Annotated in this window: 12 protein-coding genes; 5 read left to right on the top strand and 7 right to left on the bottom strand. The window is 64.7% G+C overall.

What is annotated here, in order from left to right; genetic code table 11:
* The first annotated feature begins 53 nt into the window (after positions 1 to 53).
* Positions 54 to 806, top strand: a complete 753-nt coding sequence (locus DFO48_RS12435) for a ProQ/FinO family protein (RefSeq protein ID WP_003071770.1) — start codon at positions 54 to 56, stop codon at positions 804 to 806.
* 55 nt (positions 807 to 861) lie between these two features.
* Here the strand turns inward: DFO48_RS12435 and DFO48_RS12440 are convergent, their stop codons facing one another.
* Positions 862 to 2,292 carry an aldehyde dehydrogenase family protein gene (locus DFO48_RS12440; RefSeq protein ID WP_114863590.1) on the bottom strand — a complete coding sequence of 477 codons (1,431 nt, stop codon included), beginning with the start codon at positions 2,290 to 2,292 and terminating at the stop codon, positions 862 to 864.
* A gap of 127 nt (positions 2,293 to 2,419) precedes the next feature.
* The gene (locus tag DFO48_RS12445) at positions 2,420 to 4,546 is read right to left on the bottom strand and encodes a PQQ-dependent dehydrogenase, methanol/ethanol family (protein WP_114863591.1); all 2,127 of its coding nucleotides are present in this window, start codon (positions 4,544 to 4,546) and stop codon (positions 2,420 to 2,422) included.
* A 161-nt stretch (positions 4,547 to 4,707) separates the two neighbouring features.
* On the opposite strand from DFO48_RS12445, the gene DFO48_RS12450 reads away from it, so the two are divergent.
* Both DFO48_RS12450 and DFO48_RS12455 read left to right on the top strand, forming a co-directional pair.
* Complete coding sequence (locus tag DFO48_RS12450; RefSeq protein WP_114863592.1) at positions 4,708 to 5,859, top strand: helix-turn-helix domain-containing protein; 1,152 nt, start codon at positions 4,708 to 4,710, stop codon at positions 5,857 to 5,859.
* A 117-nt stretch (positions 5,860 to 5,976) separates the two neighbouring features.
* Entirely contained in the window at positions 5,977 to 6,492 is a 516-nt protein-coding gene (locus tag DFO48_RS12455; RefSeq protein WP_003071779.1) for an AmiS/UreI family transporter, read from the top strand.
* Positions 6,493 to 6,605: 113 nt separating this feature from the next.
* On the opposite strand, the gene DFO48_RS12460 is transcribed toward DFO48_RS12455, so the two are convergent.
* Entirely contained in the window at positions 6,606 to 7,490 is an 885-nt protein-coding gene (locus DFO48_RS12460; protein ID WP_114863593.1) for a DMT family transporter, read from the bottom strand.
* Positions 7,491 to 7,571: 81 nt separating this feature from the next.
* Positions 7,572 to 8,873 carry a lysophospholipid transporter LplT gene (lplT, locus tag DFO48_RS12465; RefSeq protein ID WP_114863594.1) on the bottom strand — a complete coding sequence of 434 codons (1,302 nt, stop codon included), beginning with the start codon at positions 8,871 to 8,873 and terminating at the stop codon, positions 7,572 to 7,574.
* A gap of 133 nt (positions 8,874 to 9,006) precedes the next feature.
* On the opposite strand from lplT, the gene alr reads away from it, so the two are divergent.
* A complete protein-coding gene (gene alr, locus DFO48_RS12470; protein WP_003071785.1) occupies positions 9,007 to 10,113 on the top strand; it encodes an alanine racemase in 1,107 nt (368 codons plus the stop codon).
* Between the two features lie 71 nt (positions 10,114 to 10,184).
* Here alr and DFO48_RS12475 read toward each other — a convergent pair whose 3' ends face one another.
* From DFO48_RS12475 to DFO48_RS12485, 3 genes are all read right to left on the bottom strand, one after another.
* The gene (locus DFO48_RS12475) at positions 10,185 to 11,384 is read right to left on the bottom strand and encodes an aspartate aminotransferase family protein (RefSeq protein ID WP_114863595.1); all 1,200 of its coding nucleotides are present in this window, start codon (positions 11,382 to 11,384) and stop codon (positions 10,185 to 10,187) included.
* A 218-nt stretch (positions 11,385 to 11,602) separates the two neighbouring features.
* Positions 11,603 to 12,421 carry a YggS family pyridoxal phosphate-dependent enzyme gene (locus DFO48_RS12480; protein WP_114863596.1) on the bottom strand — a complete coding sequence of 273 codons (819 nt, stop codon included), beginning with the start codon at positions 12,419 to 12,421 and terminating at the stop codon, positions 11,603 to 11,605.
* Between the two features lie 10 nt (positions 12,422 to 12,431).
* Positions 12,432 to 13,661, bottom strand: a complete 1,230-nt coding sequence (locus DFO48_RS12485) for a benzoate/H(+) symporter BenE family transporter (RefSeq protein WP_114863597.1) — start codon at positions 13,659 to 13,661, stop codon at positions 12,432 to 12,434.
* 105 nt (positions 13,662 to 13,766) lie between these two features.
* On the opposite strand from DFO48_RS12485, the gene DFO48_RS12490 reads away from it, so the two are divergent.
* Positions 13,767 to 15,248 carry a PLP-dependent aminotransferase family protein gene (locus DFO48_RS12490; RefSeq protein WP_114863598.1) on the top strand — a complete coding sequence of 494 codons (1,482 nt, stop codon included), beginning with the start codon at positions 13,767 to 13,769 and terminating at the stop codon, positions 15,246 to 15,248.
* The last annotated feature ends 1 nt before the right edge of the window (position 15,249 follow it).

A 15,249-nucleotide genomic window follows, 5' to 3' on the forward strand; every position in this document is an offset into this window, starting at 1 on the left:
TGCAATGCTGGCATGATTGGGGGTTTTGTTTTCCCAGGCCCACGGGCTTTGCCATGACTGAAATCGTGTCTGAATCACAAGAGCAGAAAGCCTCGCAAGCGGCATCGCAGCACAGCGTGCAGGACTCGCAGCCCGGCTCACGCTCGCGCCGAGGCGGCCGTGGCCGCCAGAACCCGGCCCCTGCAGCCAAAGCCGCCCCGCAGGCCGCACGTCCGCAACACCCCTTGCTGGAGCAGCTGGCGCAGTGGCACCCGGCCCTGTTCGGCGAGCAGCTGCTGCCCTTCAAGCGCGGCATTTTTGAAGACCTGCTCGCCGCCCACCCTGAGCTGGACAAGGACGCGCTCAAGAGCGCACTGCAGCAGCACACCCGCTCCGGTCGCTATCTGGCTGCCATGGCCAGCGGCCAGCAGCGCCATGACCTCGACGGCCAGCCCGTGGAGGCCACGCTGCCCGAGCATGTGCACCACGCGCTGATCGAAGTCTTCCGCCGCCGCCAGCAGCGCACGCAGGAAGACCTGACGCCCAAGCTGCGCAACCGCATCGTCGTCGCCTACGAAGCCTCCGGTCTCACGCGCGAGGAATACGCCGAGCGTGTGCAGGGCCGTGACGAAAAGACCAACGCCCTGGTGGTAGATGCCCTGGCCGAGGCCGATGCCCGCGCAGCCAAGGACGAGGCGCTGCTGCGCTCCTTCCAGCTCAGCGGCCAGACTTCGGAGCAGGAGTTCGCAGAGATGTACGGCATGAATCCGCGCCAGGTCGCCCAGCAGCTGGAACGCGCGCGTCGCCGCCAGCAGAATATTCAATAAAAATAGCTGCTGGCGCCCATCAGATAGGCACCAGCAGCTATTGATCTTGAATAGATCAGGCCGCGCCGTAGCCCATGACAGCCTTGGTTTCCAGGAAATCGCGGAAACCGTGCTCGCCCCATTCACGGCCATTGCCTGACTGCTTGTAGCCGCCGAACGGCGCATTGAAGTCAGGCCCCGCGCCGTTGAGGTGGACCATGCCTGTGCGCAGGCGCGCGGCCACGCGGCGCGCACGCTCCAGGCTGCCCGACTGCACATAGCCCGAGAGCCCGTACACCGTGTCGTTGGCCATGCGGATGGCGTCTTCCTCGTCATCGTAGGGAATCATCACCAGCACGGGACCGAAGATTTCCTCGCGCGCAATGGTCATGTCATTGCTCACATCGGCAAACACCGTGGGTTTGACAAAGTAGCCCCGGGCCAGCCCTTCGGGGCGGCCTGTGCCGCCCGCCACCAGGGTCGCACCCTCTTCAATGCCCTTGCGGATCAGGGCCTGGATCTTGCCCCATTGCGCCTCGCTGACTACGGGTCCCATGTGCATGCCCTCGGCCAGCGCATCGGCCACGGTCGCTGCGCCGGCGACGCTGCGGGCGATCTCCACGGCCTGCCCATGCAGGGCGCGCGGCACGAACATGCGCGTGGGGGCATTGCAGCTCTGGCCCGAGTTCATCAGCACCGCTTGCACGCCCTGGGTCACGGCCTTTTGCAGGTTGGCGTCGTCCAGCACGATGTTGGCGGACTTGCCACCCAGTTCCTGGGCCACGCGCTTGACGCTGTCGGCCGCGGCCTTGGCCACGGCAATGCCCGCCCGCGTGGAGCCGGTGAAGGTCATCATGTCTATGCCGGGGTGAGAGGACATGGCTTCGCCCACGCCTGGGCCGTCGCCGTTGACGAGGTTGAAGACACCGGGGGGCACGCCCGCCTCGTGCAGCACCTCGGCCACGAGCAGGGCATTGAGCGGGGCGACCTCCGAGGGCTTGAGCACCATGGTGCAGCCAGCGGCCAGGGCCGGGGCAACCTTGCACATGATCTGGTTGATGGGCCAGTTCCAGGGCGTGATCATGCCGACCACGCCCACGGGCTCGTGCACGACGGCCGTGCTGCCCTGCACATGTTCGAAGGCGAAGTTCTTGAGAACCTCGATGGTGGAGCCCAGATGGGCCACCCCCATGGCGGCCTGCGCCGCCTTGGACAGCCACAGCGGCGCCCCCATCTCCTGCGAGATGGTCTGCACGAAGTCGCCGTAGCGGCGCTGGTAGACCTCCAGCACCTTAGCCAGCAGGGCCAGGCGCTCTTCGCGGCTGGTGCGCGAGTAGCTCTCGAAGGCGCGGCGTGCGGCGGCCACTGCCTTGTCCACGTCGGCGGCCGAGCCCATGCTGATGCGGGCGATGGCTTGCTCGTTGGAGGGATTGATGACCTCCAGGCTGCGCGGGCTGACCGGGTTCACCCATTGGCCGTCGATGTAGAACTGCAGATGGTCTTGCATAAGGCTATTTCCTTGGTGTCGAGTCAAAAGAAGAGGTTTGCGATCCGGGGCCGCCGGTGCGTGGCTCGGGCGCACCGGCGGCCCGGCGGCCCGGCGGTCCGGCGGTCCGGCGTGGTGAAGTACAGCTTCAGGGCTTGGGCCGAATGGCGTCCGCCGTCCCCTGGATGAAGGCCTTGATGGACTCCACGTCATCGCCCGACAGCTTGCCCGTGAAGTCCGGCATGCCGCGCGCCATGGCCGGGCCCTTAAAGACGAAGCTGGGCAGGTTCTCGATAAAGCTCGCGTCCATATAACCCAGATTGGGAATGTTGCCGCCACGGTCCACGCCCGGCACGCCGTGGCAGAAAACGCAGTTGGCCACATACAGCATGGTGCCGGCCTCGACCTTGGCAGGGTCGTATTTCACACCCTGCAGCAACTGGCCCGTGCGCTGGGCCACGAACTCAGGCATCTTGGCCTTGCCGCCCACGACGAAGGTATAGACCGTGCCCGGGCCCTGGCGCTCGGTGGCGCGCGCAGCCAGGCCGTAGACACCGCCCCAGCCCACGGCCACCGAGACATACTGCTTGCCGTCCACCATATAGGTGCTGGGCGCTGCCACCACCCCGGTGCCCGTGGGCGCTTCCCACAGCTTTTCACCGCTGGTCGCGTTATAGGCCACGAGGCGGCCGTCCGCCGTGCCCTGGAACACCACATTGCCCGCCGTGGTCAGCGTGCCGCCGTTCCAGGGCGAGACATGCTCCACGCTCCAGGCGGCCTTTTGCGCAACGGGGTCCCAGGCCAGCAGGCGGCCAAAGGGCTTGCTCTTGGGCGGCTCGGCATTGAAGAACTTGGCCGTGTTCCAGCCGGTGCCCGACTGGGGCTTGCCCGGTCCGGCCTGGTTGAACTCCCACTTCTTGTCGTCCATCAGGTTGACGGGCACGTTCTGCGCAGGCAGATACACCAGGCCCGTCTGGGGGTTGAAGGACATGGGGTGCCAGTTGTGCGCGCCATAGGGGCCCGGCACCGCGTCCTGGGGCTTGCTGCCGTCGCGTGCCGTGGCAATGTTCATGGGCTTGCCGTTCTTGTCGTAGCCGCTGGCCCAGTTCACGGGCACGAAGTTCTTAGCCGAGATGAACTTTCCATTGGTGCGGTCGAGCACGAAGAAGAAGCCGTTCTTAGGCGCATGCAATATGACCTTGCGCGGCTTGCCGGCGATCTTGATGTCGGCCAGGATCATGGGCTGGGTAGAGGTGTAGTCCCAGTTGTCGCCCGGCGTTTCCTGGTAGTGCCACTTGTATTTGCCGGTGTCGGGATCCAGGGCCACGATGGAAGCCAGGTACAGGTTGTCGCCGCCCTTGGGGCTGCGCACCTTGTGCGACCAGGGCGATCCATTGCCCGTGCCCACGTACATGGTGTTGAGCTCGGCATCGAAGGTCATGCTGTCCCACATGGTGCCGCCGCCGCCGGCCTCCCACCATTTGCCGCTGGGGTCCCAGGTCCTTGCGGCGCGTTTCATGGATTCGTCCTCGAAGGGTTTGGACGGATCGCCGGGTACGCTGAACCAGCGCCATTTCTGCTCGCCGGTCTCGGCGTCATAGGCCGTGATATAGCCGCGCACGCCATATTCGGCGCCGCCGTTGCCGATGATGACCTTGCCCTTGAATACGCGCGGCGCGCCGGTGATGGTGAGCGAGCCCTTTTGCCCCTCGAAGGTATTCTTGTGCCAGACCTCCTTGCCGGTGGCAGCGTCCAGCGCGATCAGGCGGCCGTCCCATGCACCCACATAGACCTTGCCCTTCCACAGCGCCACGCCGCGGTTGACGACGTCGCAGCAACCCTTGAAGCCGGTGCTGCGGTCGATCTGCGGGTCATAGGTCCAGATTCTGTTGCCGGTACGGGTGTCGATGGCGTGCACGACGCTCCATGAGGCGCTGACGTACATGATGCCGTCCACGACCACAGGCGTGGCCTCCACGCCGCGCGTGGACTCGAGGTTGTATGACCATGCCAGGCCCAGGTCCTTGACGTTGGCGGCATTGATCTGGTCGAGGCGGCTGTAGCGGGTCTCGGCATAGTCCACGCCGACGGTGGGCCAGTCGGGCGTCTTGGCGGCATTGGCGCGGATGAAGGCGCCATCGACGCGCTGCACGGCGGCCGCGGCCTGCGCCGCAGGGTCGGCTTGCGCGAGGGCCGCTGCGCTGCCCAGGCAGGCGGCCAGCATCCAGGCCATGCGGCCGGGCCGTCCATGAGAGTTGTCGATCAGCCGTTCCATCGAGGTCTCCTGTTGTGATTTCTGTGCCGCAAAGCATGGTGTATCGCCTGTTTTTCTTCATGATCGGGATTTCCCCAGGCTCGAACTGTTCCATTGCGGAACACATTGACCGCTCCTGCGGACAGCCTGGACATGACATGAACGTTGATGAGCCACGCGCGATGGATGCGCTACAGCAGTGCTTCTCGAGCACCGGGGCGGAGCGGGCCTTGCAGGCTCGCCGCCAGTTCTTCGAGGCCGGCATACGCCCCTCGGGCCTGGTCAGCGAGGCGGTCATCCAGTCCTGGCTGCGCAGCCAGCGCCAGCACTGCAATGGACGGCGGCTGGCTCTGGCTCCCGTCAGCCCCAGCAGGCTGCATGCCACGCAGGAGCGCTGCCGCAGCCTGCTGCAGGCACTGCAGCACGAGCTGCCGACCCTGGAGCAGGCCCTGGCGGGCACCGGCACGCGCGTCATGCTGACGGACGACAAGGGCATCGTGCTCCATGTCTCCCCGGCATCCATGCGGCCCCGTGACGAGCGGGTCGGCCTGAACATGTCCGAGCAGGCCATGGGCACGAACGCACCGGGCATCGTCGCCGCCACCGGCCAGGCATGCACCGTCACCAACGGCGAGCACTATTTCGACGAGCTGCACGCCTTCCGCTGCGCAGCAGCCCCCATACGCGATGTGCACGGCCGCCTGGCCGGAGTACTCAATCTGATGGTGGAGGAGCAGCATTTCAGCTTCGACGCCAGCCCCGTGGTCGGCATGTACGCCACGACCATCGAGAACACCTTGCTGCAGGCTCAGTCGCACGAGCATCTGGTACTGCGCTTTCAGGTGACGCCAGCCCTGCTGCACACGCCGCTGCAGGCGCTGATGGGCGTGGCTGCCGATGGCCGCGTCGCCTGGATGAACGGCACCGCCGCCCAGCTCATCGGCCAGCCCGTAGATACAGCTTGCAGCGCGCAGGAACTGCTGGGCCATGATCTATCGCGCCTGCTGCAACTGAGCGGCCAGCCCGACCCCGCGCCGCTGCGCCTGGCCAGCGGCCTGGGCGTCTGGATGCAGGCACACCTGCAAACCTCGCATGGCCTTGGCTCGCACCTGGACATCAGCAGCGTGGAAGACCAGGCCAGCCCCATAACCACCGAAGCAACGCCCGTCGCCGAGACACAACCCCTGGCGACGCTGCGCGAGCACGGCGAGCAGTTGATCAGGGAGATGCTGGATCAGCATGGCGGCAATGTCTCCCAGGCCGCGCGCGCCCTGGGCATCTCGCGCGGCACGCTGTACCGCCGCCTGCGCGGCGGTCGGGATGAGGGTTTCTGAGCCCATTCCCGACCCACGGCGCAAGACTCTTTTGCGTTCGCACAGGGTTACGCACCGCCCCACACGGCCCCACAATCCTCGCCGCGCTGCACCAGCCTGCAGCCAAGGAGCTTTTGTATGTGGTTGGGTTTGTCGCTGTTTTATGTGGGAGCCGTGCTGTTTCTCAACGGCCTGTGGATGCTGGGCAAGATTGCCGACAAGGAAATCTGGGTCATCAACATCTTCACCGGCGTGGTGTCGCTATGCATTGGCCTGGCCAGCATCTTCGGCCCGGCGGCCGATGCGGCATCGGTCAAGAGCGGCGCGCTGACCCTGCTGTTCGCCTTCACCTATCTCTGGGTGGCTTTCAATCGCTTCAGCGGCGCCGACGGCCGGGGTCTGGGCTGGTTCAGCCTGTTCGTGGCGGTCACCGCCGTGCCCGTCGCCCTGGATACGCTGACCAGCGCCAGCTCGGGGCTGGACTGGTGGATGGGCGTCAACTGGGCCGCCTGGGCCGTGCTCTGGGCCTTGTTCTTCGCATTGCTGGCCCTGAGAAAAAGCATTGAGCGCCCCACGGGCTGGCTGTGCATCGCACAAGGCGTGCTCACGGGCTGGGTGCCCGGATACCTGATCCTGGCGGGGAAGCTGATGTGACACCCTGAGGCGCTGTGCGCCTCCCCCCTGAAAGGGGGAACGACGCCCTTGCTGCGGGGCGGGGCGGCCGGCTCGAACCTTGCTCAGTGTCTCTGGGTTTGATTGGCGCCTGTTCAGGCCTGTCTTCTTCGGCCCAGAGACGCCAGCAAGGCTGCCCCCATGATGAGCGCACCGCCGGCCAGCGTGCGTGCACTGAGCTGCTCGTTGGCGATGAGCACGGAGGAGACGCTGGCAAACACCACTTCGCTGAGCATGACCACCGATGTCACGCCCGAAGGCAGATGGGCGGCACCGAATTGCAGGGCCCAGTTGCCCAGCATCAGCAGCCCGGCCAGGCCCAGTGCCACCAGGGCCCAGCTGCCATCGAAGGCCGGAAAGCCCGGCACCACGCCCAGGCTGCTGGCGGTCAGGGCAGTCAGCAGGCCCATGCTCATGCAGCCGGCAAACATGGCCAGCATGCGGGCCTGGGCCGGAATGCCTTGGAAGCGGCGCAGCAGCACATTAGTCAGCGCAAACATGAAGCCGCCAAACACGGCCAGCGCATCGGCCACGGTGAGACCGGCAAACAGCCCGGAGAGCGAGGCATCAGCGGGCAGCAACACCAGCACCACTCCGCCAAAGGCCAGCAACAGGCGCAGCAGCGCCATGGGAGTGGGTTTTTCGCCCAGCAGCTTCCAGGCCAGCAGCACCGCCCACGCCGGCATGAGATAGAACAGCAAGATGACGCGCACCACGTCGCCCACGGTCACGGCCCAGTTGAAAGCCACGTTGTTCAGGCCCGAGCTGGCCGCCAGCAGCAAGAGCACCGGGTATTGCCAGGCCTGCCTGATGCTGGCGGGACGCAGCGCCAGCAGACCGGCCAGCACCAGTGCATACATCGCTGCCGTGGCCCACAGCGGATGCAGTCCGGCCTCATGCATGAGACGAAACGGCCACCATGACAAACCCCAGATCAGGGCATTGAGCAGCAGCGCAAATACAGGCAGTGGACTATGCATAAAAAAGGCTTCTAACGCCCACTCTAAAAGCGTTAGAAGCTATTGATTGTGTAGTTAATGCAGCGCGCTGGCTGCAGGGCTTCAATGGCAGTCGCGACGGGCGATTTCCAGCAGTTTCTCGACCTCTTGCGGGTGTCGTTTGCAATTGTTCCAGTGCCAGAGACCGATCAGCACCATGCTAGCGGCAACCAGCAGACCGAATACCGTGATCGCACCGAAGGCAGTCAATCCCATCTTGGTGGACAGGCTGTAGAAACCGCCCATGGCCAGAATGGCCAGTTGCTCGTTGAAGTTCTGCACCGCAATCGAGCGACCCGCACCCATGAGATTGTGGCCACGATGCTGCAGCAGGGCATTCATGGGCACGACCAGAAAGCCGCCCAGACCGCCAAGCAGAATGAGGAAGGGCACGGCCACCCAGAGATTGTCGATAAAGATCATGCAGACCACGAGCAGGCCCATGAGTACGCCCAGGGGAATCACACGCGTGGCGTTGTCCAGGCGCATGCGCATGGATGCCAGCACCGCACCGACGGCCGTACCTATTGCAACCACCCCCACCAGGGCCGAGGCCTGGGTGGTGCTGTAACCCAGAGCAGCGGCCCCCCAGGCCAGCACGATATAGCGCAAATTGCCCGAAGCCCCCCAGAACAGCGTGGTGGTGGACAGCGAGATCTGGCCCAGCTTGTCGGCCCACAGGCGCTTGCTGCACTGCCAGAAGTCGGGCAGCAGGCCCAACAGATTGGCAAGCAGGCTCTTGTTCGGGTCTTCGCGCAGCGGGCGCATGGCCACGCCCGTCAGCGGAATATGCAGATTGAACCAGGCCGCAACAACGTAGATCAGGATCAGCAGGGCAATGGCGGCCTCGGCAGGGGTGTCCACGCCAGTATTGAGATACGGGAAGTCGAAGCCCAGCAGATGCTGGGAAATGGTCGGTCCCACCAACTGGCCGCCCACCAGCACGCCCAAAATGATGGAGGTGATCGTCAGCCCCTCGATCCAGCCATTGGCCTTGACCAGTTGTGAGGCCGGCAGCAGCTCGGTCAGGATGCCATACTTGGCCGGCGAATAGGCGGCCGCGCCCAGCCCGATGACGGCATAGGCGATCAGGGGATGATGACCGAAGAGCATCATCAGACAACCGATCACCTTGATGGCATTGCTGATGAACATGACCTTGCCCTTGGGCAAGGCGTCCGCAAAGGCTCCGACAAAGGGGGCCAGGACCACATAGAACAGGGCGAACATGGGCACCAGGGCGGCACGTTGCCACTCGGGGGCACCATTGGCACGCAACAGCTCTACAGCGGTCACAAACAAGGCGTTGTCTGCCAGCGAGCTGAAAAACTGCGCTGACATGATGGTGTAGAAACCGCGCTTCATGAATTAGCTGTAACTGGCACCGGACGGACCGATGCCAAGGAAATAATAGACCCCGTGGCAAGTGACTGGCGGTTATATCACGCAGGCTCCGGCTGACAGTGCCAGAATCCCACTGGTCTGATTGAGAAAAACCATGCCTCGTCCCATTACTGCCACCATCCATCCTGAAGCCGTTCGCCACAATCTGGAGCGGGTACGGCAAGCCGTCCCTGATGCCAAATTGTGGTCCGTGATCAAAGCCAACGCTTATGGACACGGTATCGAGAACGTGTTTGAAGGGTTGCGAGCGACGGACGGTTTTGCCATGCTGGACCTCGATGAGGCCCAGCGCGTGCGCAATCTGGGCTGGCGCGGCCCCATCCTGCTGCTCGAAGGCGTGTTCGAGTTGCGCGACCTGGAAATCTGCTCGCGTCTGGGCATCTGGCATGCCGTGCACTGCGACGAGCAGATCGACTGGCTGGCCGCCCACAAGACCCAGGTCGGCCATCGTGTCTTCCTCAAGATGAACAGCGGGATGAACCGACTGGGCTTTACACCCGAGCGTTTTCGTGCGGCTTATGCGCGGCTGAATGCCCTGCCCCAGGTCGACGAGATCTCGTTCATGACCCACTTCAGCGATGCCGATGTGGAGCATGGCATGGACCACCAGCTCAGGGTCTTTCACGAAACCACGCTCGACCTGCCCGGCGAGCGCAGCATCAGCAACAGCGCTGCCACCTTGCTGCATGGTGACGAAAACAATGTGCGCTGCGACTGGGTGCGCCCCGGCATCGTGCTCTACGGCAGCTCGCCCGACTTCCCCACCCATGATGCGGCTCACTGGGGTCTTGAGCCGACCATGACGCTGTCGTCAAAAATCATCGGCACGCAGGAGCTGCATGCCGGCGACACCGTGGGCTACGGCTCGCGTTTTCAGTGCGACGGACCGCTGCGCCTGGGCGTGGTGGCCTGCGGCTATGCGGACGGCTATCCGCGCGTCTGCCCCACGGGCACGCCCGTGCTGGTGGACGGTGTGCGCACCCGCACCCTGGGCCGCGTCAGCATGGACATGATGGCCGTGGACCTGAGCCCTGTTCCCAAGGCCAGGCTGGGCAGCGAGGTCACGCTCTGGGGTCGCGCCAGCAATGGAGTCGTGCTGCCCATCGACGAGGTAGCCGCTGCTGCCGGCACACTGGGCTACGAGCTGATGTGCGCCGTGGCTCCCCGCGTACTCAAGGTGGTGGAAGGCGCGGGCAAATAAGACTGCCCGCCTCCCGCAAGCCAGAAGCCGCTGCATGACAGCGGCTTTTTTGCGAACTCAGCAGGCGCGGGCTAGACGGCCTGGTGGCTTGCGCCACTGTCACGGCACAGACTTGCAACTCGAGCCACGATGTCGTCAATCTGCGCTTCCTCACAGATCAGCGGCGGCAACAGCCGGATCGTGCGCTCACGGGTCACGGTAATCAGCAATCGCTGTTCGGCCAGCGCGCGGCCGACCAGCTCCTGGCAGTTCCGGTTCAACTCGATCCCAGCCATCAGCCCCAGGCCTCGGATCGCCTGCACACCTGGGTGTCCTCCCAGAGCCAGCCGCAGCCCGGCCAGCAGGCGCTCGCCCAGCAGGGCTGCCCGCTGCGCAATGCCGTCTCTTTCCATGATGTCGAGCACGGCGCAGGCCACGCGGCAGGCCAGCGGATTACCACCGAAGGTTGAGCCGTGCTGGCCCGGGGAGAACAGATCGGCGGCGGCGCCGCGCGCCAGGCAGGCGCCGATGGGAACGCCATTGCCCAGTGCTTTGGCGAGGGTCATCACATCTGGCGTGATCCCGGCGTGCCGGTGCGCGAACCAGGCCCCCGTGCGGCCCAGGCCGGTCTGTATCTCGTCGAGCATCAGCAGCCAGCCCTGGCTGTCGCAGAACTCGCGCAGAGCGCGCAGGTAGCCGGGACTGGCGACACGGATGCCGCCTTCGCCCTGTACCGGCTCGACCAGCACGGCGACGATACCTGGTGCTTCCTGAGCCGCGCGGCGCACGGCAACGATGTCGTCATAGGGCACGCGCACAAAGCCGGGCATCTGCGGCTCGAAGCCCTGTTGCTTGGCCGCGTTGCCCGTGGCGGCGAGCGTCGCCAGCGTGCGGCCATGAAAAGCGTTCTCCATCACGAGAATTTGCGGCTCGCCCACCCGCTTGCGATGCCCGTGCAAGCGGGCGAGCTTGAGAGCCGTCTCATTGGCCTCGGCACCCGAATTGCAGAAGAACACCTTTTCCATGCCGGCGAGCGCGCATAAGCGCTCGCCAAGCTGCTCTTGCCAGTCGATACGGAACACGTTGGAGGTGTGCAGCAAGGTCGCGGCTTGCTCGGCCATGACGGCGGCGATCTCCGGATGGGCATGACCCAGGCTGGTGACAGCCACGCCGGCGATGGCGTCCAGGTATTCCACCCCTTGATCATCCCAAAGGCGCGCACCGCGACCGCGCACAAAAGAAACAGGCTGGCGGGCGTATGCCCTCATCAGATGGGAATCGGTTTGCGGCATGCAATGCTCCGGTGGGATGTGAAGGAAAACTGGCGGATATCAACCAGTTCAGGAGAACTCTGCAGCGGGTCGAGGCCCGGTGTCAGCGGCAAAAATCGTGCATCGCGCCTGCCGGGCATGGCGCAGCACCCGCAGGACTTGGCGGCAGATTGGCCGGCTTGCTGCGGCCGCAACACGCAGCGCGGGCACAAGCCACCTGCGATTGCGCCGATGCCATGTCAATCGGCAGCGGATTGCGGCGTATCCGGATCAGAGCGCGTTGGCCAGTAATAGCTATCGGGTAACGGACGCGCGCCAAAGATGGCCTGCCCCACGCGCACCACGGTAGCGCCCTCCTCGATGGCGATCTCGAAATCGCCGGACATCCCCATCGACAGAGCATCCAGCTCGATACCCACGGGTGCGCTTTGCCGCAACCGATCACGCAGCTCGCGCAGGAGGATGAAGCACCGGCGCACCCGTTCGGCTTCGGCGGAAAACAGCGCCAGCGTCATCAGCCCACGCACGCGCAACGCGGAAAACACAGGCAGTTGCTGGATGAAGTCCGGAACAGCCTCGGGACTCAAGCCATACTTGCTGGCCTCGCCCGAGGTATTGACCTGAACGAACACGTCCAGCGACCGCCCTTGGGCCTGCAGATGCCTGTCCAGCGCCTCTGCCACGCGCAGGCTGTCCAAGGCCTGAAACTCGCTGGCAAAGCGTGCCACCAGCCTGGCCTTGTTGGTCTGCAGGTGGCCGATGACCGACCAGCGCAGATCGGCCAGGTCCTGCATGGACTCCCATTTCCCAAACGCTTCCTGTACCTTGTTCTCACCCAACAGGCGGCAGCCCGCTGCATAGGCCAGACGCAGGCTGGTTTGCGGCTTGGTCTTGCTGACGGGCAGCAAGCGCACACTGGCTGGATCACGCCCCACGCGCTGGCAGGCAGCTGCAATGCGCTCCTGAACGGTGGCGAGGTTGCGGCGGAAATCCTCTACCGTGCCGGCCTCAGGGTACAGGCCATGTTGATCGTGACGGGTCGGGGTTTCTGAAGTCATGGGCACCCCCTCATCCTTTTTCCATGGCGGCTATCGTGCCCGGCTGTGCGCTCCACGGCATCCGGCCGTTGAGGACTGCATAGGCGAGCAGCCCTATGACCAGTCCCCAGAAGGCGCCGCCAATACCCAGCAGCGTGATGTTGGCGGCTGCCGCCAGGAAGGTGATCAGCGCGGCCTCGCGCACCTTGGCATCCGCCAGGGCCGTGGCCAGGCTGCCGCCGATGGTTCCCAGCAGGGCCAGGCCCGCCAACGTGGTGATGAAGGTGTTGGGAAAGGCCATGAAGACCGCCGCCAGCGTCACCCCGAACACGCCGACCAGGATGTAGCACACGCCGGCAGCAACACCGGCAATCCAGCGCCTGGCTGGATCTTCATGCGCCTCCCGGCCCGTGGCGATTGCAGCCGTGATCGCGGCGATGTTGAACGCGTGCGAGCCAAACGGTGCCATGAGTAGCGAGCCCAGACCCGTGATCGTGACGATGAGGTTGGCACTGGTCTTGAAGCCATCGTTGCGCAGCACCAGCATGCCGGGCATGTACTGGCCGGTCAGCGTGATGAGAAACAGCGGCAGCGCGACGCTGAGCAAGGCATTGGGCGAGAACTCCGGCCTGGTGAACACGGGAGCAGCAAGCTGCAATTCCAGCCCGGACAGATCGACCCGATTCTGCGACAGCAAAAAGGCCAGCCCCAGCACCAGGAGGCCGACGACGGCATAGCGTGCCGAAATCCGTTTGAGCACCACATAGGCCGCGATCAGCAGGCCCGCCAGCACGGGATCGACGCTCATGCCGCCAAACGCCTTGATGCCGAATTGCAGCAGGATGCCCGCGAGCAGCCCGGCCGCAATACCGGCAGGGATCAGCCGGATGACGCGCTCGAAATATCCCGACAGTCCCAGCACCACGAAAGCCAGCGCCGAGACCAGGTAGGCCCCCACTGCTTCGGCGTAGGGGGTGCTCGCCAGGGCAGTCACGAGGAATGCCGCAGCAGGCGTGGACCAGGCCGTGATGATGGGCTCGCGCGTCACCCAGCTCAGCAGCAGACCTGTCACCCCTACGCCAATCGAAATCGACCATACCCAGGAGGCCGTCAGCTCCGGGCCGAGGCCCGCCACCTTGGCCGCCTGGAACACAAGAATGAAGGTGCCGCCGTAGTTGACGATGACCGAGATCAGGCCAGCCACGATGGGATGAAGGAGATCGCTCCAGCGCAGGGAGGTTGGCGAATGGATGGTTGGCATGTCTTGCAGTAGCTCTTGAAAATTGATCGGCCCTGGGGGCATTCGATTTATAGAATCGGAATGGACTGATATTCCCTGCCACTTTCTTGAAGGCATACAGACCAATTGTTCAAGCACGCCCAACTCGAATCCGTCAAGGCCTGGATCGGCGACCCCGCTCATGGCGCCTTGCCGCTGCATGTCCGCATCCAGCGAGCCCTGCGGCAGCTGATCCTCGATGGCTCGCTGGACGTGGGCCGACGCCTGCCGGCATCGCGTCCCCTGGCCCAATCGTTGGGCGTCTCGCGCGATACGGTGGAGGCCGCCTATGGCCAGTTGCATGCCGAAGGCTTCATCGAACGGCACACGGGCAGTGGCAGCTTTGTGTCCGAGCAGGTGCAGCGCCTTCCGGGGCGCGGCCTGACGCACAGCCCTGCGGTGCGCGTTCCAGCCCTGCGTTTGAGCCAGCGCGGCGCAGCCATGTTCGCGGGCGGTGGCCTGCGTGATTTCCTGGCGCCACGCGCTTTCGCGCCCGGTGTGCCTGAGACACGCAACTTCCCGATTCAGACTTGGGAGCGCTTGCAACGGCAGGTACTCAAGGAGCACGGCACCCGGGCTCTGCTGCACAGTCCGCCCCAGGGCATCGAGGCTTTGCGCCAAGCGATTGCCGCCTATGTCAACCTAGAGCGCGGCGCACGCGCCACGCCTGAACGCGTGCTGGTGCTGACCAGTTCGCAACAGGCTCTGACTCTCTGCGCCAACGTGCTGCTGGACGCCGGCGAACGCATCTTCATCGAAGACCCGGTGTATCACGGCGCACGCAAAGCCTTCGATGCGGCGGGACTGGAATGTGTGCCCGTGCCGATGGACGGCGACGGCATGAAGGTGGATTTATTGCAAACACTGCCCTCTGCCAGGGCAGTGTTTCTGACTCCCTCCCATCAGTTCCCGACGGGCACCACACTGGCCCTGGATCGCCGGCTGGCCGCCATAGCCTGGGCGCAGCAGGAGCAGGCGTGGATCATCGAAGATGACTACGACAGCGAATTTCACTACGCCGGCAAGCCCACGGCCTGCGTGCAGGGGCTGGATCAGCACGAGCGCACGATCTATGTCGGCACCTTCACCAAGTCGATGTTCCCTGGGCTACGCATAGGCTATATGGTGCTGCCGACTTCGCTGGTTGCCCCCATGACGGTGGCGCGGACCTTGCTCGATGGACACAGCGCACCGATTGCGCAATTGACGCTGGCGCGGTTCATCGAAGGCGGGCACCTGGGAGCGCATGTGCGTACCATGCGCGCCGTCTATGCCGAGCGGCGTGACGTGCTGGCGCGGCTGGTGCGCGAGCATCTGGGGGATTTTCTGGAGCCGCGGGTGCCTGCAGGCGGCATGCAGATGCCGTGTACCTTGATTCGCGACATTTCCGAGCTTTCCGCAGTGGACTGCGCTCGCAGAGCAGGCATCGACCTGCTCGGGTTGACGCAGTTGCATGCATCGAGCCCGCAGCAGGCTGGATTCCTCATGGGATTTGCTGCACATACACCGCATGAGCTGGAAGTCGCCGCGAGGAAGCTGGCGCAGGTACTGCAGGCGCTACGCCGCTGAC

The sequence above is a fragment of the Comamonas sp. AG1104 genome (genome assembly GCF_003350425.1).
Lineage (GTDB): Bacteria > Pseudomonadota > Gammaproteobacteria > Burkholderiales > Burkholderiaceae_C > Comamonas > Comamonas testosteroni.